General features: G+C 38.2%; 18 protein-coding genes, 1 pseudogene and 3 riboswitches. All 19 genes and pseudogenes read right to left on the reverse strand.

The window, feature by feature from the left end:
* Window positions 1-4 precede the first annotated feature (4 nt).
* Entirely contained in the window at window positions 5-1,543 is a 1,539-nt protein-coding gene (gene grdC / locus ACOEN1_RS00190) for a glycine/sarcosine/betaine reductase complex component C subunit beta (protein ID WP_422484333.1), read from the reverse strand.
* 73 nt (window positions 1,544-1,616) lie between these two features.
* Window positions 1,617-2,927 carry a glycine reductase complex selenoprotein B gene (gene grdB / locus ACOEN1_RS00195; protein WP_422484334.1) on the reverse strand — a complete coding sequence of 437 codons (1,311 nt, stop codon included), beginning with the start codon at window positions 2,925-2,927 and terminating at the stop codon, window positions 1,617-1,619.
* A 33-nt stretch (window positions 2,928-2,960) separates the two neighbouring features.
* A complete protein-coding gene (gene grdA / locus ACOEN1_RS00200) occupies window positions 2,961-3,434 on the reverse strand; it encodes a glycine/sarcosine/betaine reductase complex selenoprotein A (protein WP_422484336.1) in 474 nt (157 codons plus the stop codon).
* 45 nt (window positions 3,435-3,479) lie between these two features.
* Entirely contained in the window at window positions 3,480-3,953 is a 474-nt protein-coding gene (gene grdA / locus ACOEN1_RS00205; protein ID WP_422484338.1) for a glycine/sarcosine/betaine reductase complex selenoprotein A, read from the reverse strand.
* Between the two features lie 54 nt (window positions 3,954-4,007).
* Window positions 4,008-5,294, reverse strand: coding sequence for a glycine/sarcosine/betaine reductase component B subunit (locus tag ACOEN1_RS00210; protein ID WP_422484340.1), 1,287 nt, complete (start codon window positions 5,292-5,294; stop codon window positions 4,008-4,010).
* Between the two features lie 59 nt (window positions 5,295-5,353).
* A complete protein-coding gene (gene trxA, locus ACOEN1_RS00215; RefSeq protein ID WP_422484342.1) occupies window positions 5,354-5,671 on the reverse strand; it encodes a thioredoxin TrxA in 318 nt (105 codons plus the stop codon).
* A gap of 13 nt (window positions 5,672-5,684) precedes the next feature.
* Complete coding sequence (gene trxB / locus ACOEN1_RS00220) at window positions 5,685-6,620, reverse strand: thioredoxin-disulfide reductase (RefSeq protein WP_422484344.1); 936 nt, start codon at window positions 6,618-6,620, stop codon at window positions 5,685-5,687.
* 89 nt (window positions 6,621-6,709) lie between these two features.
* Window positions 6,710-6,795: riboswitch (glycine riboswitch) on the reverse strand.
* Window positions 6,796-6,797: 2 nt separating this feature from the next.
* Window positions 6,798-6,900, reverse strand: a riboswitch (glycine riboswitch).
* Between the two features lie 118 nt (window positions 6,901-7,018).
* Window positions 7,019-8,626: a Na/Pi cotransporter family protein gene (locus ACOEN1_RS00225; protein WP_422484346.1), complete on the reverse strand. Its 1,608-nt coding sequence runs from the start codon at window positions 8,624-8,626 to the stop codon at window positions 7,019-7,021.
* Window positions 8,627-8,695: 69 nt separating this feature from the next.
* Window positions 8,696-9,163, reverse strand: a complete 468-nt coding sequence (gene trmL / locus ACOEN1_RS00230; protein ID WP_422484348.1) for a tRNA (uridine(34)/cytosine(34)/5-carboxymethylaminomethyluridine(34)-2'-O)-methyltransferase TrmL — start codon at window positions 9,161-9,163, stop codon at window positions 8,696-8,698.
* Between the two features lie 25 nt (window positions 9,164-9,188).
* Window positions 9,189-10,007 (reverse strand): Cof-type HAD-IIB family hydrolase, encoded by an 819-nt coding sequence (locus ACOEN1_RS00235; protein WP_422484350.1) that lies wholly within the window; start codon window positions 10,005-10,007, stop codon window positions 9,189-9,191.
* 109 nt (window positions 10,008-10,116) lie between these two features.
* The gene (locus ACOEN1_RS00240) at window positions 10,117-11,364 is read right to left on the reverse strand and encodes a heme ABC transporter ATP-binding protein (protein ID WP_422484352.1); all 1,248 of its coding nucleotides are present in this window, start codon (window positions 11,362-11,364) and stop codon (window positions 10,117-10,119) included.
* 19 nt (window positions 11,365-11,383) lie between these two features.
* Window positions 11,384-12,391, reverse strand: coding sequence for a FecCD family ABC transporter permease (locus tag ACOEN1_RS00245; RefSeq protein ID WP_422484354.1), 1,008 nt, complete (start codon window positions 12,389-12,391; stop codon window positions 11,384-11,386).
* A gap of 59 nt (window positions 12,392-12,450) precedes the next feature.
* Window positions 12,451-13,386 (reverse strand): helical backbone metal receptor, encoded by a 936-nt coding sequence (locus ACOEN1_RS00250; protein WP_422484355.1) that lies wholly within the window; start codon window positions 13,384-13,386, stop codon window positions 12,451-12,453.
* Window positions 13,387-13,477: 91 nt separating this feature from the next.
* Window positions 13,478-13,660, reverse strand: a riboswitch (cobalamin riboswitch).
* Between the two features lie 79 nt (window positions 13,661-13,739).
* Window positions 13,740-15,821, reverse strand: a pseudogene (locus tag ACOEN1_RS00255) (sensor domain-containing protein).
* Window positions 15,822-15,872: 51 nt separating this feature from the next.
* Window positions 15,873-17,381, reverse strand: coding sequence for a VanW family protein (locus tag ACOEN1_RS00260; protein WP_422484357.1), 1,509 nt, complete (start codon window positions 17,379-17,381; stop codon window positions 15,873-15,875).
* Window positions 17,378-18,028 (reverse strand): endonuclease III, encoded by a 651-nt coding sequence (gene nth, locus ACOEN1_RS00265; RefSeq protein ID WP_422484359.1) that lies wholly within the window; start codon window positions 18,026-18,028, stop codon window positions 17,378-17,380. Before nth ends, ACOEN1_RS00260 begins: the two co-directional genes overlap by 4 nt.
* A gap of 9 nt (window positions 18,029-18,037) precedes the next feature.
* Window positions 18,038-18,319, reverse strand: coding sequence for a DUF503 domain-containing protein (locus tag ACOEN1_RS00270; protein ID WP_422484361.1), 282 nt, complete (start codon window positions 18,317-18,319; stop codon window positions 18,038-18,040).
* Window positions 18,320-18,411: 92 nt separating this feature from the next.
* Window positions 18,412-19,599 (reverse strand): glycine C-acetyltransferase, encoded by a 1,188-nt coding sequence (locus ACOEN1_RS00275; RefSeq protein ID WP_422484362.1) that lies wholly within the window; start codon window positions 19,597-19,599, stop codon window positions 18,412-18,414.
* A gap of 56 nt (window positions 19,600-19,655) precedes the next feature.
* A complete protein-coding gene (gene queG / locus ACOEN1_RS00280; RefSeq protein ID WP_422484364.1) occupies window positions 19,656-20,669 on the reverse strand; it encodes a tRNA epoxyqueuosine(34) reductase QueG in 1,014 nt (337 codons plus the stop codon).
* Between the last annotated feature and the right edge of the window lie 35 nt (window positions 20,670-20,704).

Raw genomic sequence — 20,704 nt, forward strand, 5'->3', positions numbered from 1 at the left:
ACCTCTAACCTTGAAGGAGATGTGAAGCAAAATCTCTCATAGCTTCTGCTACAAGACCTCTGACCTCTTGCTCAGAAACGCCTTTGCTTTCCTCCACTACTCCAGGATTTTTCTCCATTACTATTGAAACTCCATCGAACTGGTTTGTCATTCTTCCAAGGAAAAGACTTCCTTTTCCTATAATCATAGCATTCTTAATCTTTCCTGACTCAATATCTTCCTTTGCAAAACCTACAAAAGGAACTCCTGAAGGTATATGACCCTGCGTAGGAGCCCATCCTTCCATTCCATGCTCTACAATAAAGTCATTAAGAGCAGTTCTCTCAAGTTCGCCTCTTTTTACTCCAAGGGCCGCGATCATTTTATAGTTTGCATTTGGTACATCTCCAGCCCCTGCAGGCTTTGTTACATCAGGATTCTGCATTTCAACTGAATACTTGTCAATGTCAGTTATTTTTAATCCACCTCTATCAAGTGGTTCAGTTACAAGCGAGGTTATTACTGCCTGTGGTGATGAACCGGTACCCACAGTGTGTCTTCCTACCAAATCCGTTCTTAAAATAGGACTTGTACCGTCATTTTCACTTACAAGCACTGCAAATCCCCCGATAACATCTTCAAGAATAGGCAGTTCTTTTTTAACATGGTCCTTTCCATTCATCCCAAGCTTAGCTGTTGATCCACCTGAAACTATCAGAACGTTCTTAAACGTTCCGGCTTTAACCAGTGATGCAGCTGAGATCATAGCATGTGTAGGAGCCGCACAAAAACCTCTTATATCTGATCCGGAAGCCTTGAGTAGCCCCGCAACTTCAGCAATGGCTTTTGCAAAGTTTCCTCCACCTCGTTGGTTCATGTCTCCACAAGCTTCTTCAGAACACTCCAGTACATACTCAATATCCTCAGGATTAATGTCTGTCTTATCAAGTAGATGAAGTGCTGCAAGTACTCCCGAAGCTTTGGATACAAGATTTTCAAAAATTACGTGAGCATTAAGGTTTACATCAACATCATGTGCTCTCTTGATACATCCAATCACTAGGTTGTTCATATAAACAGGCTCTGCTCCCTGCTCATCAATAAGCTTTTTAATCTCATCAATTTCTTCACCTTCTTTAAGCTTTGATACAAGCTCATCACTTACCAACGGATGATTATTTAATTTTTTCTTAACATCTTTTGTGAAATCTTTTGTCAGCTTTACAAGCTCAAATGCATCAACTATCTTAATCAGTCCGATAAACTCATCCTGAGGCATTATTTCTCCAAGCTTACCGTCTTTTGATGAGCCTTCAACCTCTTTACCGACCCATGGCTGAGGATGCTTTCTAAGATCTTCTGGTTTGTTGTTTCCTATATATACCTGGTTTGGCAGGTAGTTTACAGCCTCATCAAAACTTCTAAGACTGTTTGGCAATTTCTTAAGATATTCTGATTCTGGATTTTTATCTCTTTCCATAGTCTGTGTTGTTCCATTGTGAAGTACCATATCCGGTGCGTGCACAAGAACATAGCTTGTTCCCTTTACTACTGAATAACTCAAACGAGTCACCTCCATTAAAAATAGATTTTACAAATGGGTGTAGTATTTACTATCACCCATTTGTAGTCTTTTATTATTTGTCAAATACTGTCTGTCCAGTAACTTCTGTCTCAAGTGCCACTAAAGACTTTTCAACAATTTTTCTTCTTAGCGCTTTTTCTTCATCCTTATCCATTGAAGGGTTACCAAGTGGATGAGGGATAGCTATTGCAGGAACTATTCTGTTTGCTCCTACAGTCAATGATATTGGAACTACCGTACAGATGTGAACTACTGGAATGCCAGCTCTTTCAATTTCCTTAACCATCGTTGCACCGCAACGTGTACAGGTACCTCAGGTTGAGGTAAGAATAACTGCATCCACTCCTTCTGCAATCAGTTCTTTGCTAAACTCTTCAGCAAATTTTTTGGAGCTTCCTACTGAAGTACCATTTCCCACTGTAGAGTAAAAATATCTGTGTAGTTCGCCTATTTTACCTTCTTTTTCAAGATCTCTAAGAACATCTACTGGTAGCACCCTGTCAGAATCATCATTGCAATAAACAGGATCAAATCCACCATGAGCTGTTTCATGTGACTCTTTGGTCAAGTCTGTTACTTCGTCAATATCATACTTGCCGTATTTTGAAGCTGAAGATGACTCAATGTGGTCAGGATTACCCTTAGGTACAATTCCACCTGATGTTACAAGAGCTATCTTGGCTTTTGTAATGTCTTTAATTGCTGGGTTAGGATCAACTCTGTCAAAATTAGGCATTGGATACTCAGTTGTAAACTCCTCGCCTTTCAGCTTCTTAAGAAGCATGTCGACAGCTCTTTCTGACCCTCTTTTTTCAGTAAAGTAGTTCTTTCTGATTCCTCTCTCTATATAACCATCTTCTGAAGGGGAACCAATCTCTTCACCACCTAGAAGTTTTTTGGCAAGTGGAATCATCTTTGCAACTGCATCTTTCATACCAGCTGCACTATTCTTTGTTTCTACAACATACACTGATTTTTTGTACATATCTGCTCCAGGATTTTCGATATACATCCCTGTAAGAGCAGGAATATTCAACTCATTTTGAACAGCTTCAGTAATTGTTCCACATGCAACGCCATATCTTCCAGCGTTGAAAGCTGGTCCTGCAATAAATAAATCAGGGCTATATCCTTTGATCATTTGGAGTACTTCTTTTTTTGCTTCTTCAATATTCTCGCCAAAGTAACTGTCTCCACAGATTACTGTAGCTACAATCTCAGCCTCTCCACCAAATCCAGCCTGTATTGCCATACCAGGTCCTACAGCGCCTTCTCTGACCTCTGGCTTTATGTCAGCCTTTTCTTCACCACCAATACCAGCAAAGAATTGGTTTATATAGTGTACGATTCTAATTTTCGCCATAATATTCCCTCCTCTCCTTTATTCTTTAGGAGTTTAGTATTTGCCATGCTCTTTTCTCATTGAAGCCACTTCTTCCACTATTGCATCCACATCAAGCACCATTTCCATCATGCCGATCTGGTCATCATATACGTCTGCATCTACTGACTCTTTAAATTCTGCCTCTACTGCGTGGTATACCTTAAGTCCCAACGGAACTCCTGCCAATGGTCCTGCGAATGTAGGGTCTCCTGCTGTTACTGTCTCTGCAGCTAATCCTGCTGATTCAGCTTCTGCTCCACCGATTAATACTACAACGTTCTCCGCTCCGTATTTCTCAGTCAGGTCTTTTACCCTCTTTTGATTCTCAAGATCCATTGCTCCTGCAGCCGTTCAGACAAAACATTCTGTTGCTGAAAATACCACTTCTGCAGGTGTGGTCTTTATGCATTCTTCCATGGCTGGGCCTGGAATACCGTCTCTATCGCCAATTACGATTACTTTTGAGCTCTCGTTAAATATTGACATATTGCCACATCCTTTCCTATTATTTATATTCTATTTTTGATTGTTTTAGTATTTGCCGTACTCTTTTCTCATTGAAGCGACTTCTTCCACTATTGCATCCACATCAAGCACCATTTCCATCATGCCGATCTGGTCTTCATATACATCTGCATCTACTGACTCTTTAAATTCTGCCTCTACTGCATGGTATACCTTAAGTCCCAACGGAACTCCTGCCAATGGTCCTGCGAATGTAGGGTCTCCTGCTGTTACTGTCTCTGCAGCTAATCCTGCTGATTCAGCTTCTGCTCCACCGATTAATACTACAACGTTCTCCGCTCCGTATTTCTCAGTCAGGTCTTTTACCCTCTTTTGATTCTCAAGATCCATTGCTCCTGCAGCCGTTCAGACAAAACATTCTGTTGCTGAAAATACCACTTCTGCAGGTGTGGTCTTTATGCATTCTTCCATGGCTGGGCCTGGAATACCGTCTCTATCGCCAATTACGATTACTTTTGAGCTCTCGTTAAATATTGACATTTCTCCACATCCTTTCTATGATTCTTAAATTATATTTGTTGAATATTTATTATCCTAGAAACCTTTTACTGACATTTTATTGAATCCCATTTCGTTTGTAGCACCAGTGATAGCCTGAATCTCAACTGTGATTGTACCATCATCTGCTAAACTTCCATCAAATCCACCTGCAATGATATCAGTATATGCAAGTGTACCAATTACCTTGTCCATTTTTGGAAGAGTAATAACCTCGTTGGCATTTCCACCTGTGACAACTGCATCCGCTGATTTATCTGCATCTGCAAGGGACTGACTTGCTCCATCTCTTCCTGCATACTCATCAGTGATGATTACGGTCTTGATACCTTTTTCCTCGATTTTCTTGCAGTTCATTATTAGGTCTGTATCTGGGTTTCCAAAACCTTCCTGTGATATTACTACACCATCAAGATTCAAGAACTCAGTTAATTTTGCGGTCCAGTTTGATGATCTTTCCTTATCAGCAAGATAAACATTCTCGTTGGTTATTATGTTACCAACGTAATTGATTTCTTTACCGTGAGCTGCCAATAAGTCATGAACAACTGGGTTGTTCAGATGGTGGTAAGTTGTGTTTTTATCACAAGCTGATACACAGTTACCACTAACTATTGCTCCATCCATTATTTCAGTTGGATAAAGAATTGTTGGAACGATCTGCTTAGCATCTACACCATATACATATGTGTCATGCAATAGTCCCTGTGTCTGAAGCATATGAACATATCCTACCTTTGGAAGGTCTGGATACTTCTTCATTCCATCGACAAAATTATCAGTTTCGAAAACTTCAACTTCATCTGGTGTCAATGATTTTGCTGTTTCAGCAATATATGCCGCTGACTTGAAACCTGCAAATCTTACAGCCTTTTCATGATCATGTTGCTTCAATCCATCAACAGGCTCACAATTTACCACTATGTTGATCAGCTTTGAAAATGGAGTATACTCTGCTCCAGGTCCAGTCATATCAACTATTCCTTCCTGGAATCCTACAATTTTTCCAGTTGTCATTACTGAACAACCTTTTAAGACGTTGGTTTTTCCAGAACCTACAACATCAACCTTCGATAGTACTCCCGGGAATACTCCTCCAGGTCCTTCAACTTTAACCCTTGGCTCAACTACGTCCTTAACAGGTGTAATCCTTACACTCTCACCTGGCTTGGCAATATCCACATCAACTGATTTAATATGCTCATCTTCCATTACAAGTTCAATTAACTCTGACTTGTTTATTGTAATAACTCCATTTTCCAGTTTAGTCGAATCACCGAATACTACATCTTTAATTAGTACTTTTCCTAACTCTAGACGCATTTGCTTCACCTCCTCAAAATATTGGTTGTTATCTAGCGAAACTCTCCAGTTTTTTCAAACTAGCAGAATTTCTCTATTAGCTCTTTTACTGACTTTGTTGTTGCTTCATCTCCAACTACTCCATCTACTCTTTCGCCATTCTGATAAATTGCAATTACTGGTAGTCCAAGTACTTTTTGTCCAATTGCCACTCTTCTAGCTTTTGTTATATCAAGTGATGTGAACTTGATCTTGTCACCATGCTTCTCTTCAAGTTCGTGAATGTGTGGCATAAGTGCCTTGCATGGCTCACATGAAGGACTCCAAAAATCTACAAGAACTGTTCCTTCTGCAGTTAAAACCTCTTCCTCAAAATTCTCTTTGTTTAGTTCTATCATAATATCCCTCCTATTATCCGAAATTCTCTTCAATATATTTTTCTGCCTGTGTGGCTGCAATAGCACCATCAGCTGTGGCAGTTACAACCTGTCTCAAGGATTTTACTCTGTTATCACCTGCAGCAAATACTCCTGGTACATTTGTTCTCATATTGTCATCGGTAACAATATATTCATTTTCCATTTCAACAAGTCCTTCAAATAGCTTGTTGGCTGGATCGTACCCAATAAAAACAAATACTCCAAATGTTCCGTCGTCTTCATCTGCATGAATTTCCGTTTCTTCGCCAGTCTTCACATTTTTAACTGTCATAGTTTCAAGAAGACCGTCTCCCTTTAGATCCGTTATTACTGAATCCCATAGAAAATCAATTTTTTCGTTCTTAAATGCTTTTTCCTGAATCGATTTTGCAGCTCTCAACTCATCTCTTCTGTGAACAATTGTAACCTTTCTCGCGAATTTGGTAAGGTACATTGCCTCTTCAACAGCAGAGTCTCCTCCTCCTACAACAAATACTTCCAGATCTTCAAAAAATGCACCATCACATGTTGCACAGTAAGATACGCCTCTTCCTGTAAGTTCTTTTTCTCCGGGACATCCTATGTGCTTGGGTACAGCACCTGTAGCTACTATTACTGTCTTGGCCTGATACTCTTCATTCTCACCCTTTAGGATTTTAACCTTTCCTGTTACATCAACACTTTCAATCGTATCCGTTATTCTCTTTGCTCCGAATTCTTCTGCCTGTTCAACCATTCTTGAAACAAGTGATGGTCCTGTAGCATTTTCAGCAGATCCAGGATAGTTGGCAACTTCATCAGTTGTAGCTATCTGTCCACCAGCAGCTTCTTTTTCGATTATCAAAGTGTTCATTCTTGCTCTTGCAGCATATAATCCGGCTGAGAGTCCAGCTGGTCCTGCTCCGATAATCACTACATCATAAATCATCCATTTCCCTCCTTCTAAAAATATCACTAGGTCTTATCCCTATTGTATATTCTGCAAAAAAAAACAGAATAAATAGACCTTGCCTACTTACTCTGTTTATTGACCTGAGAGATTCTTCCACTTCATCATAAAAAAATGGAATTGCTCCTTCGGTGTAAAAGACGCTTTCCAGAGTTCTGTCCGGCAGCGGTCCTGTTGCCTGAGAGGTTCGCAACAGAGGGGCTAACTCTGTTAATTACTCCTTCGGCGCCACTAATGTGGTCTCTCCCGCTACTATCATCCAGAAATGTTCAGAATTTTCCTAATTATTTTGTTACGTTTTTAACAACCCTGACAAGCTCATTATACTCTATTTAATTGTACATATCAATAGTCAATTTACACTTTTTTATAAAACATTATCCCTTAAATTTATCGAGGACATACATGGCAATATTTCTTGAATGATCAGACATTCTTTCAAGGTTAGATATACCATCTAGAAATACAATCCCAGCTCCGGTACTACACATCATCTTGTTAAGCCGGTCTATATGGTTAGTTCTGTTTTTTCTCTCAAGTCTGTCCACTTCATCCTCCAATATCAGGACCTGTCTGGCTAGTCCCTCGTCTGTGTTTTTATATGATGTTAGAGATGATTGGAATGCTTCTGTACAGATGCTGAACATTTCGTCCATTTCCTCAATAGCCTGTGGAGTAAAGTACAAATTATTATCTGATTTATATTGTGCAAGCTCACTTAAGTTTTCAATATGGTCTCCAACTCTCTCGATATCCCCGATGATGTAAAGCATTGCATTTACATCTGAATGCTGTACATCTGAAAGAGATGCATTGGAAAGTCTAACCAGATAGTCTGTTATTTCTCTCTGAATCCTGTTAATCACTCTCTCTCTTTCAAGTATTGAATCGATCAGCTCGGTTTTGTCTTCTAGCATTACAATTCTTGCTGCTGCAAGGTTCTCAAGTACCAAATCTCCCATTCGTAATGCTTCTCTAGTTGCTTGTCCAAGAGCTATTGAAGGTGTCTCTATTATACGTTTATCAAGGAATTTTGATTCTGTGATTTCATATTCATCCTCTCCAGGAACCAATTTTTCAGCAGCCTTTACAAGAAGAAGTGCAAAAGGAAACTGTACAATAAGGTTTATAAGGTTAAATGAGGTATGTGCATTTGCAATCTGTCGTGTAACATCTCCTGGTGAAAGATACGTCACCAGCCATTCTATTGGATACCTGAATATAGTCATAAACATTATTGTTCCAGCCAAATTAAATAAAAAGTGAATAATTGCTGCTCTCTTTGCTGTCTTGTTTGCACCTATACTTGATATCATTGCCGTAGTTGTGGTTCCGATGTTTTCACCAAAAAGTATTGGAAATGCAAGGTTCATGGAAATCAGGCCTTCCCCTGCCAGAGCCTGCAACAGACCAATTGAGGCAGAACTACTTTGAACTATTGTTGTAAGACCAAGACCAACAAGCATTCCCATAAATGGATTATTCAAGCTTACCATTACATTTGTAAAAGCAGGCAATTGAGCCAAAGGCTTCAGCCCATCCCCCATCATATCCATACCGATAAACAATATACCAAAACCGATAAGTATTTCAGAGTAGGTCTTTGCCTTTTTATTTTTTGCACCTATCCAAATTGCAACTCCAATTGCTACAGCAAGTGGTGCAACCTCTGTCAATTTAAATGCAACAAGCTGTGCAGTAACCGTTGTTCCAAGGTTTGCACCCATTATTATACCTACCGCCTGTGGCAGAGTCATCAACCCTGCATTAACAAAACCAATAACCATTACAGTTGTGGCACTACTGCTTTGCACTGCAATAGTTACAACTACTCCAACCAATACTGCCATCAACCTATTTCTTGTGAGTCTTTCTATCATTTTTTTAAGTTTGTTTCCAGCAGCTTTTTCAAGACCATCACCCATGGTATTCATACCAAATAAGAATAATCCCAGACCACCTAATACCGGAAGAGCCGTATCCATTCTGTGTTTCCCCCTTTGTCTCTAAAATTTAGGAATAAAAATCAATTATTGCCAAAGATATTCTATGCATCACTCAAGACCTGGATAATCCAATTGTCTTAATGCTTCATATATTATTATATTTGCTGAATTCGATAAATTCAATGATCGAGCGATGTTCTTTTTCATCGGTATTCTTATTGCATGTTTAATATTTGCATTGATCAAAGACTCTGGCAGTCCTTTTGTTTCCTTGCCAAAAACAAAGAAGGAATTGTCACGGTACTGAAACTCTGAGTAATTCTTCTCAGCTTTTGTTGTTGCAAAATAAAAATCACCATCTGGGTTTTTCTCCACCACTTCCTCAAAACTATCGTAATACTCTAGCTTAACCAAAGGCCAGTAATCAAGACCAGCTCTTTTCAAATGTTTGTCAGTTAGTGAGAATCCCAGCGGTCTTACCAAGTGTAATACAGCCCCTGTCAACGCGCATGTCCTGGCTATACTCCCAGTATTATGCGGTATCTCAGGCTCGACCAATACTATGTTTAGAGCCATCTTTACCCTCCAATATTCTTCAAGTCTAAAGTACGAACTTCTCAATTGCCTGTGCAACACCATCGTGATTATTATCCTCTGTTACATAATACACTTTCTCCAGCACAGATTTTGCTCCATTGCCCATCCCTACGCTGATTCCTGCAATCTCAAGCATAGATAAGTCGTTTTCATTGTCACCGATTGCCATTGTGTTATTCAATGAAATATTCATCAGACGACAAAGATGCTCAAGGCTTCTACCCTTCGATACGCCTTCTTCCATTACCTCTAGATTATTTGTCCAGCTCTTTGAAATTGAAATGCCTTCAATTGAGCCAAGTCTTTTTTTAAGCTGTATCAACTTGTCCAGATCATTGTCTATAAAAAGAAATTTGAAAACATCTAGATCGACTCTTTCAGCAATATCTCGGATGCTTTTGTAAATATCAACATCGATAGATTGTCCGGTGAATTTACCGTTGGAAGATGAATAGTAGTCTACAATCTCTTTAACATAGGTTCTGGTAAAGAAAGTATCTTCATTGTAAAAATGAAAGTACACTGACATATCATGTCCTATTTCCATTATTTTTTCAAGCTTTTTTTTATTAATTGGCTTTCTGTATATATCATTTCCCTTATTATCAACTAAAATAGCTCCGTTGCAAGCTGCTATATAGCTATCAAGGTTCAATAAATTTGCATAATGCAATGCAGATTTAAGAACTCTTCCTGTTGCAAGTACCACTTCAACATTCTTTTCCTTAGCCATTGCTATAGCCTTCTTAGTTCTTTCTGTTAGCTTGTTGCTGCTGTTTAATAAGGTTCCGTCCATGTCTATTGCGATTAATTTTATATCCATGTGATTCCTCCTGACACAATTAATATATCACAACGGAGTTGAAAATAAAATATCAAAAGCTCCCCATCAAAGTTTAAGACCGGGAATTTTTATCCCGGTCTAGCATATATTACGTTAATTTTCTAAGTAATTGTTCCATCGATTCAACAATAACAAGTCCGTTTTTAATCATTTTATTTAGGATGGCTGTTGCTGCACCTCCGGTGTAATCAAACTCATCGTACTTTCTCTCACTTAGGTAGACCACTTTCTTTCCTGTCTCCAATGCATCTGCAGCCATTTGAAGGTTTTTCAGGTTACCACTTCCAATAGGTACATTGGTCATAACAACAAAATCTGTATCAGATATCATCTCCTTGTTTTTCCTTTCTGCTTTATCGGAAATCCCTGAAAATGGTTTTTCTTCTGCTACCGGGATCTTAAGACTTTTTGCATACTGCCAATCGCTATCTCCAGCATTTAGTACCCCAAGGGTAAGCTGATATCCTCTTTGGTAAAGGACATTAATTAAATCCTGACCAGAGCCTCCTCCTGATATTACGTGAATCTTTATGTTCATCTCGCTACGTATTCGCTTGTTAACTTCAAGGGGTATAACTGAAATATGCCCTGTATATCTATTTCTCTCAACTGCAGCCCTCATGCCATAAGCCTGCAGAATATTTTCAGTTGTGATAACATCCTCAGGTGTACCCTGGCTTATAATACTGCCTTTTTTCAAAAGCAGTATTCTGTCTGAGTATCTCGTAGCAAGATTGATATCATGGATTACAAGTATAATAGTAATACCCTTTTCCTGATTCATCTTCCTCAGTAGATTTAAAATGTCAATCTGATGATTAATATCCAAATGTGAGGTGGGCTCATCCAGTAGAATTATCTCAGTATTCTGAGCCAGTGCCTTAGCAATAAAGACCCTTTGTCTTTCACCACCGGATATTTCAGTTATAAGTCTGTCCCTTATATCAAATGTATTGGTCATCTCCATGGCTTCATAGATAAGTTCTTTGTCTTTTACATCTTCTTTTTCAAATCTACCCTTGAATGGATGTCTACCCATTGAAACAACTTCCTCAATGGTAAACTCAAAATCAAGAGTTGTATCCTGCGGAACCAAAGAAATCTTTCGTGCTATTTCCTTTCTCTTGTACTCCTCAAGATTTTTCCCCAGAAGTTCAACCTGTCCAGATTCAGGTATGTAAAGGCCATTAATTGTTTTAAGCAGTGTTGACTTCCCAGAACCATTTGGTCCAATTATGCTTATAAATTCTCCACTGTCAGCTTGGAAGCTTACATCTCTAATAACAGGAGTAGAGGAATAGCCAAAGACAATATTCTTTGCATTTACTGCCATCATAATATCACTACCTTATCCATTAAAGGGCTCTTTTCTTGCTTCGTAGAAGATAGATAAAGAAAGGCCCTCCAAATATTGCTGTTATTATCCCTACAGGAATTTCCATAGGGGAAATAACAGTTCTCGCTATTGTATCAGCAAATACCATAAATATACTTCCCACTATAGCAGATGAAGGAAGTAGAATTCTATGATCTGGTCCAACAATCAGTCTAACTATGTGGGGTATGATTAAACCAACAAACCCTATTATACCACTTATGGATACTGCCATAGATGTAATAAAAGTTCCAAGAAGAAGTATATACACCTTTGTCTTTTCAACATTCACTCCAAGACTTTTTGCAGACTCCTCTCCTGTCAGCATTATGTTTATATCCCTGGCAAAAAATAATGTAATCGCCATTGCAATGATCATGGGTATCGAAATTGATGTTATTGGAGTCCAACCTTTTCCAGATAGGCTTCCCATAGTCCAATAAATGATTTTTGTCATATCCCTATTATATACTACCATTAAAAGTGATGTTATTGCAGTTAGAAACTGTCCAACTGCAACACCTGCAAGCAATAGGGTTGTAACTGGTACTTGATTTCTGATCCGACCTATATTATACACCAGTGTCACAGCAATTAACGCCCCGATAAACGCCATCACTGAAATCCCTGAAAAGCCAACAAAAGCAACATTCAATCTAAGTATAATAGCGATAGCTGCTCCAAGAGCAGCACCTGACGAAATTCCAAGAATATATGGATCAGCCATTGGATTTTTCAACAATCCCTGAAAAGAGGCTCCAGAAATTGACAACCCGGCTCCAACAATCACTCCTAAAAGTACCCTAGGAAGTCTTACACTCCATATTATGGAATGCTGAGAATCTGTAATTGAATCAGTCCCAATAAAGCTTGAAAGTCCTGGTATCTTAGATGCCACAACTTTGTAAACATCAATTGGATTAATACTTGCAGATCCAATTGTCGCTGTAACTCCAATTGTTATAACAAGTAGTATAATCAGTATCAATAAGGTTATACCATAGGATTTAATCCGGATTTCTTCCTTCACATTAATCACAGCCTTACTTAATTGTTTATTTCAGGATGGATAGCTTCAATTATCAATTTAAGTGCATCAATTATTCTTGGTCCGGGTCTTGACATTATATTGCCGTCCAACAAATACACTCTATCATTCTTAATGGCATCTATTTCACTATATCCTGGTCTTTCCTTTATAGAATCTGCTGTCTTCTCGGGAAGGTCATTGGCGGTGATGTATACCTGTGGATTTCTCTCTATAAGCTGTTCAAGATCAAATTGTGGGTACTCGCCATCAGCATCTGCTGCAACATTTTCACCACCAGCACGATTTATGAGCTCATCTACAAATGATCCCGGTCCTGCAGCCATAAGTGGTTCATGCCAGATTTCATAAAAAACAGTTTTTTTATCCAGTCCTTCTATTTTCTCGGCTAACTCAGCTTCTTGTGATGTCATTTCTTCAACAAGCTCTTTTGCTTCATCTTCATGTCCTGTTATTTTTCCTACCTTTATTATTGTGTCATACACTTCCTGGAGACTCTCAGGCTCAAACCCTGCAATCTGGATACCAGCTTCAAGGAGTCTCTCGTTTTCCTCAGTTACGCCGTCCCCATAGTTAATAACAAGATCCGGTTCAAGTTCAATAATCCTTTCAAGATTAATTCCATTAAAATCTCCGATTTTTTCAATATCCAAAACCTCTTCAGGATAATCGTCATAGCTAGTTACTCCTACAACCTTGTCTCCTGCACCTACTGCAAATAATATCTCAGTGTTACTTGGTGCAAGGGAAATTATTTTTTCCGGAGGATTCCCAAAGTTTATGGTATTTCCAAAATCGTCCTCTATACTCAGTACAGCATCCCCAACTTCTTCTGATTGTTCTTCAGGCGTTTCAGGCGTTGAAGGCGAACTGCAACCTGACAACAAACCAACTGCCAACATCATTGCCAATAAAATAAGAATTCCTTTTTTCAAGTTTATCGCTCCTTTTTTTGCATAAATTAAAGCCCATCAAGAGATGAGCTATTCTTACAAATTGCATACATCCCTCCCTCCGAGGTAAAGCGCTTAGTAGATGTGATAGGCAGATATCCTGACTTACGGTTCATCCTCGGTTCAGCTCCTTCCCGGTTTCCCAGTGGCTTATTGCTGACTTCGTTCCCGTTTACAGTAGCGGGGGCTGTAGTGGATTTGCACCACTTTCCCTTTTAAATCTCAAATGTGAGATACCTATTTCAAATATTATTTGTCTTTATGATATCAGAACAGGATGACTTAATCAACCAGTTCCATTTTATAATTTTCTGAAGGTGTTATCTACTTCTTTTTTATATGAAATATCTGGCAATCCAAATTCCCAGATTCCAAGGAGTGATTGGTCTGTTGTAATAATACCCTTGTGCATAATCACACCTGTGTTCTATCAAGAACTGTACCTGCTTATCAGTTTCAGGACCCTCAGCAATGGTTTTAAAACCCAGATTATGTGCCAGAGTAATGATTGTGGATACAATATCCTGGTCCTTTTTGCTTTTTTCTATTCCATGCACAAATGATTTATCAATTTTTAAGTAGTCGATAGGTAAATCCTTTAAGTACTTCAATGAGCTGTAACCAGTACCGAAGTCATCTATTGATACTTTTACTCCCAGTTCTTTCAATTGAATCAACTGGTCTATTACTATATCAGAATTTGATGCAATTGATTCAGTTATCTCAAGAACTAAAAGCCGTGGATCAATCTTTGTATTTTCCAATACTTCCTGAATCACCGTTATGAAATCCATGTGATAAAACTGATGAGCTGAAATATTAACTGATACACTCAAATCACCCAAGCCTATCTTGCTCCATTCATCAATCTGTCTACACGCAGAATCCATTACCCAATTCCCGATTTCAATAATTAGACCGCTATCTTCTGCAACTGGTATAAAATCATAGGGTTACACCGATCCTAGAACGGGATTGTTCCATCTCAGAAGGGCTTCAACCCCATCTACCTCTCTTGAATTCATATCAACCTGAGGCTGATAAACCAATGATAATTCTTTGTTTTTAATGGCATTTTTCAAATATGATTCCATTCTAGTCAATTTATCATCATGTTCATTTTCAATAGAATTAAACATCACAACGTTGTTACGACCATGTTTTTTTGAGAAATACATTGCATTGTCAGCTTTTTTGAACAAAGTATCCATATTGCTGCCATCATCAGGATAGATACTTATCCCTGCACTGGATGATATGTTGATTTCCATCTCATTAAATACAAAAGATTCCTTGAACAAATCCCTGATCACCTGAGCCAATTGATATATTTCATCCAAATCATTATGTTTCAAAATTACAACATATTCATCTCCACCATACCTGAATAGTTTGGAATCTTCGGGTATATGGGTTGTTAATCGCTGTGTAACAGCCTTTAATAGCTGGTCTCCCATTTCATGCCCCTAGCTATCATTAATTGTTTTGAAACGATCAAGATCCATCATGAATATGGCAAATTGTTCCTCAGCTTCAATCAAATAATCAATATATCTATTTAGAGCATACAAGTTAGGCAGCTTGGTCAAGTAATCGTTAAAGGCCATATCACTTAATGCCAATTCAGCTCTTTTTTGCATTGTTATATCTTTACCTATGCAATGAATACCAATTATTTCATCATCAATAACAATAGGAATAACTGTTATATGCAGATCAACTATTCTTTCTTTTCTATCGTACATAGCTGTTTCATATTGAATGGATCTTCCTTCCAATACCTTTAAAAACTGATTCATGGTGTATTCCTGACGTTCTGGTACAATAAATGGCAAAAAAGGCTCCCCAATAAGTTCATCAGCTGTGTATCCCATCAATTCTTCAGTAGCTCTATTAACCGATGCAAACCGTCCTTCCAAATCATATGTTATGACAGCATCTACATTGTCCTCAAAAAGTGATCGATACCTTTGTTCATCTTCCTTTAACTTCCTTTCAGTTTCCTTCTTTGCAGTAATATCCCGTGCAATTCCAAAAGCGCCAATTATCAATTCATCCTCAATAATCGGTATTGAGGATACCTGGAAGCAAATAATCTCATTATCACGATTGTGCAATCTAATTTCAAATTGTGAAGCCTCTTTTCTCAATACCTTTGAATAAACATCTTTAGCAATTTCTAAATCATCTTCATGGATATATTCTGAGTAATGAGAATTTATTAATTCATCTCTGGAATACTTCAAATATCTTTCACTTGAGATACTAATATTAACCACATATCCCTCTTTATCCAAAAGATAATTCATATCAGGACTGATTTCAAAAAGAGCTTCATATAATTTTTTTTGACTCTGGGCAAGTATATTTGATTTCTCTTTCCCATTACTATGATTGTTCTCGGATTTCTTATTCATATAGAAACTCTCCTCTTTATGACTCAAAAATCTGAAAGGGTATATCAGCAGTTATTCAGCTGCCTCCAGCTCAGAAAGATCCTCATTTGGCACAGACATATCCTCACTATTCTCATCATTAACAGGATCACTATTCTCTGGAGATACATCTATTATCGGTATTTCTGGTTCTGGGTTTTGAACTTCCTGGGCTGGTACCTGAGGAGTCACAATCGGTTCAGGACCCACTTTGTAAATATAGTCTCTCTCCCTATAATAGTCATGTGATATCTGTTCTGTACTTACTATTTCTCCATTTCTTGTTATTGATTTAAAGGCATTTACCTTATACCCGTTTCTTCCTTCCTGTACCATTTCCCTCGTTCCAGGCTGGATTGTGTCATCAAGATTCTCATGTACCTTGTATGGTATTGTTGCAACATAGCTTGTTGAAATATCAATGGAATAATCCCTGTTATCCTTGTCACCGTAAATATAGAAGTATACTCTGGTACCTTCTACCTTGCTGTCAATCATTACAGGATAATCAAAGTCATTCCTAAATACCAGATCCAGATAACCTGTAGCAACAGCTGCATCAGTTCCTCTCGGAACATATCCTGGTGCTATGGAATGGGGACTTCTTTCAATAATTTTCATATCAGCAAGAAGGAGTGCATTGTATAAAGTAGTTGACGTCTGGCATACTCCTCCACCCATTCCAGGGATAAGCTCACCGTTTTCAATTACTGGAGCTTCCTGATACCCATATCTTGCCTGTCTTGGACCAGTTGTCTTGTTGTAGGATACTTCCTGACCCGGCATTACAAGCATCCCTTTAAAGGATTCTGCAGATAATCTTACATTGTGGCTTCTTCCCGCTGAGCTTCCTGCAAAACTGGTAGAAAATTCTCCGATAACACCATTGATTTTTTTATAGTATTCTTCCTGAATTTTGGGTTCTTGTGTTATCACGGAAATTTCCAAACTCTCAACTGTAAGGATTTCTTCCGAAACCATCTCAAGAGATTTCTTGAAGGAATCTCTGTCGAGATACTTTCCTTGAACAGGTTTTATGATTTCAAACTGTCCTGACTGAAAACTGAACTGTGCATCAACCGGTTCAATCTCAATATCCTCGGCGATTACGTCAAGGACGCTATCGGCATTTGTAGTTTTTATAGTTGGGGACAAAGTATATACCTTTGGATTTGTCTGGAGATCTCTTATTGTTTGAAATCTTTGTATTACATTCCCTAATCTTCCAACACTAAATGCCTTCATGGCTACCTCATCGTAATTGAAATCCAGATCAATATCTGACATATTCATAGAATATATTGCACCAGGATATCCTTCCACTGTAAGAGTTATTTGCTTAGTTTCATGTACTTCCTTGGACTCCTTAAGCTTCTGAATCCCATCCTCCAATGTCAATCCACCCATTGGGATTTCATCTATTATAATTCCTTCATAAAAGGTATCCTTTGCAACATAGCTGTCCAGATAATAGTAGCCTCCAAGACTTGCTACACCGAAGACCGTTAATACTATTATTAATATTTTGATTCCTTTTTTCACTTCCCCACCCCGTTCTTATAATAAAGACAATAAACATTAACAGGACAATCTTCACAAAGTGGTTTTCTTGCCTTACAAACCCTTCTTCCATGAAAAATCAACTGATGATGTGCCTTTGTCCATCTTTCTTCAGGTATACTATTCATTAAGTCCTTCTCTGTATTTTCAACTGTCTTTGATGCAGCGAGTCCAATTCGATTTGATACTCTGAACACATGGGTATCCACAGCTATAGCTGGTATTCCAAAGGCATTGCTCGCAACAACATTTGCAGTCTTCTTACCAACACCAGGCAGTTTTATCAGTTCTTCAATAGTATCTGGAACCTTTCCTTTATGCTCTTCTAGAATTATCCCACAAGTAGCTACTATATTCCTACTCTTGGTTTTGGAAAGTCCGCAACTCCTGATCCTTCTTTCAAGGGCTTCTACTCCAATTCCAATGTAATCTGAAGGCTTCTTCAATTCCTCGAACATCTCTTCAGTAACCTTGTTTACTCTGACATCAGTGCATTGAGCTGATAAAATTGTTGCTATGAGAAGTTCGAAAGGGTTATTGTAATTCAATTCTGCTTTTGCCTCAGGATACAGGCCATCTAGTATTTCAAGAACCTTGCTTTTTTCAATCTTTGTAAGTCTTTTCCTCATGTCATTCTCCTATAGTATTTCAATCTCATGGGAAACTATTTCCACTCTTCCATCCAGGTCCACAAACCTTATTACATTATTTATTATGCTTCTTACATGGACTGTTTCATTGGATACACAGGCAAACCCGATAACAGAAGATTGCCATGTATCAAAATAATCCACTTCAGCCACAGATATATTGAATCTGGATTGTAGTCTTCCAAGTAAGCTCTTGATCACCTGTCTCTTTTCCTTTAGTGAATAGACTTCAAATATATGCAATTCAACTGAACATGCACCAATTATCATAATTCCACCTCTTGTTATCTATTTCTTAGTCTAATAGTATACTATTTCAGACATAAAGAAAAGAGGGGAGATTTCCCCTCTTTTAAACACCACTATAAAATATCCATCTCTTTGCCAACTTGTCTGAATGACTCCACGGCATTGTCAAGCTGTTCTCTGGTATGAGCAGCTGTTACCATACATCTCAATCTCCCAGTTCCCTTTGGTACTGTTGGAAAAATGATACCTGATACGAATACTCCCTTTTCAAGAAGTCTCTTGCTGAACTCCATTGTCTTGGCTTCATCGCCAATTATAACTGGAGTTATTGGTGTCTCACTGTTTCCTGTATCAAATCCAAGTGAACCCATCTTTTCCTTGAAGTAAGCTGCATTTTCCCAAAGCTTGTCAGTGTATTCAGTTGATTCCATAAGCATGTTCAAGGCTTCTGTAATTGGGACTACTGCAGCTGGGGGAAGCGATGTTGAGAAAAGAACAGGTCTTGCTCTATGGCTTAACCACTCATACATGGTCTTTGAACCTGCCACATATCCACCGATTACTCCTATTGCCTTTGATAAGGTTCCGATTGTAAAGTCTACTCTTCCATGAAGCCCGAAGTGATCGACAGTACCTCTTCCACTTTCTCCAAGAACTCCTGAACCATGAGCATCATCCACATAGGTCATGGCGCCATATTTTTCTGCCAACTCGACTATTTCAGGCAGTTTTGCAATATCTCCATCCATACTGAACACACCATCAGTTATAATAAGCATATTTCTGTATTTATCCTTATTCTCCTTTAGCACCCCTTCAAGACTCTCCATGTCAGAGTGTTTGTAAATTGTCTTTGCTGCTTTTGAAAGTCTTGCACCATCGATAATGGATGCATGATTCAATTCATCCGATATTATCAAATCCCCTGCCTCTGTAATTGCCTGAATAGTACCAGCATTACAGTTAAATCCTGATTGATAAATAAATGCTGCTTCTTCCCTTTTGAATTTAGCAAGTGTCTCCTCAAGTTTTTCATGAATATCCATGTTCCCAATAATTGTACGAACAGCACCTGAACCTACTCCATATTTTTCAACTGCTTCAATTGCTGCTTTCTTCATTCTGGGATGGTTTGCAAATCCAAGGTAGTTGTTTGATGAAAGGTTTATAACCTTCTTTCCATTTAGTATTACTTCTGCATCACTTGCAGATCCCATTACAGGTAGCTTTCTGTATACGCCTTGATCCTTGAGTTCCTGAATATTCTCTTTCAGGAATCCCAAATCATGTACATTTGACACTAAAATCCCTCCTTAAAAAATTTAAAACATAAGCTTATGTGTTAAAACGACATTTGCTATTCTACCATATTTTTTAATATCCTAGAAGTATAAGGTTCCAAAAGTTCTACATTCTTTTTGTCTATTGTCTCTATTATGTCAATATAATTCCGAGCTCCAATATTCTCCAATGCAATTACTGCATTTCTTAAGAGCACTGTCTTTCCTCTCCAGCTTCCAGTCATATCACCGTATTTCTCCTTGAACTCTTTTTTTGACATATGAGCAAGCTCTTTTATATCTATGACTCCTTCTGTCTTTGAAGGGGAAAATTCCTGATGTGATGATAAATGAATATCCTTGTTCTTGGGACAAACAGACTGACAAGTATCGCACCCATATACTTTTATACCCATTCTTGATGATAATTCTTCAGGTATTAGTTCCTTGGTCTGAGTCAAATAAGATATGCATATCTTGGGATTAAGTATTCCAGGAGCCTCCAAAGCACCTGTTGGACAGGCATCCAAGCACAAAGTACAATCACCACATTGACTTTCCATTTGATAATAATCAATTTCCAATTCCAAATCAGTTAAAATATAACCGATAAAAATAAATGATCCATAATCAGGATTGATTATACTGCAATTTTTGCCGTAATACCCAATTCCAGCTCTGTATGCGAGCTCTCTGTCTATCAATGGGCCCGTATCGACAAAGAGCTTATAATCAAAGTCAAAATTCTTCTTCATTTCAGTAACAAGTGATTCCATTTTGTCCTTAAGTACAAAATGATAATCACTACCCCATGAAGACTTTGAAAGACTTCCCTTGATATCAACTTTGGTTTTATGATTATATTCAAGGTTATATGAAATCCCAATCACAATTATTGATTTACAACCCTTCATTGTTTTTCTTGGATCAAGTCTTAAATCCAGGTCATCTTCCTCAAATTCTGTTGATCTTTGAGCTTCAGATCTTTTTTTCAGCTGCTCTTCAATCCTTTCAAATGGTCCTGGATGAGTGAATCCGATTATTTCTATCCCAATGTCATTTGCTATTTCAACAACTTTATCCTTATGCATATTAATCCCTCCATCTACAATTATACCAAATAATT

Origin of the sequence: Gudongella sp. DL1XJH-153 (assembly GCF_049310905.1) — a bacterium.
GTDB lineage: Bacteria > Bacillota > Clostridia > Tissierellales > Tissierellaceae > Gudongella.

Excerpts from the sequence above, each read along its gene's own strand:
- ACOEN1_RS00210 (WP_422484340.1), bottom strand. The coding sequence starts at position 5,294 with ATGCGTCTAGAGTTAGGAAAAGTACTAATTAAAGATGTAGTATTCGGT.
- trxA (WP_422484342.1), bottom strand. The coding sequence starts at position 5,671 with ATGATAGAACTAAACAAAGAGAATTTTGAGGAAGAGGTTTTAACTGCA.
- queG (WP_422484364.1), bottom strand. The coding sequence starts at position 20,669 with ATGCATAAGGATAAAGTTGTTGAAATAGCAAATGACATTGGGATAGAA.
- ACOEN1_RS00225 (WP_422484346.1), bottom strand. The coding sequence starts at position 8,626 with ATGGATACGGCTCTTCCGGTATTAGGTGGTCTGGGATTATTCTTATTT.
- nth (WP_422484359.1), bottom strand. The coding sequence starts at position 18,028 with ATGAGGAAAAGACTTACAAAGATTGAAAAAAGCAAGGTTCTTGAAATA.
- ACOEN1_RS00270 (WP_422484361.1), bottom strand. The coding sequence starts at position 18,319 with ATGATAATTGGTGCATGTTCAGTTGAATTGCATATATTTGAAGTCTAT.
- trxB (WP_422484344.1), bottom strand. The coding sequence starts at position 6,620 with ATGATTTATGATGTAGTGATTATCGGAGCAGGACCAGCTGGACTCTCA.
- ACOEN1_RS00240 (WP_422484352.1), bottom strand. The coding sequence starts at position 11,364 with ATGATGGCAGTAAATGCAAAGAATATTGTCTTTGGCTATTCCTCTACT.
- trmL (WP_422484348.1), bottom strand. The coding sequence starts at position 9,163 with ATGGCTCTAAACATAGTATTGGTCGAGCCTGAGATACCGCATAATACT.
- ACOEN1_RS00235 (WP_422484350.1), bottom strand. The coding sequence starts at position 10,007 with ATGGATATAAAATTAATCGCAATAGACATGGACGGAACCTTATTAAAC.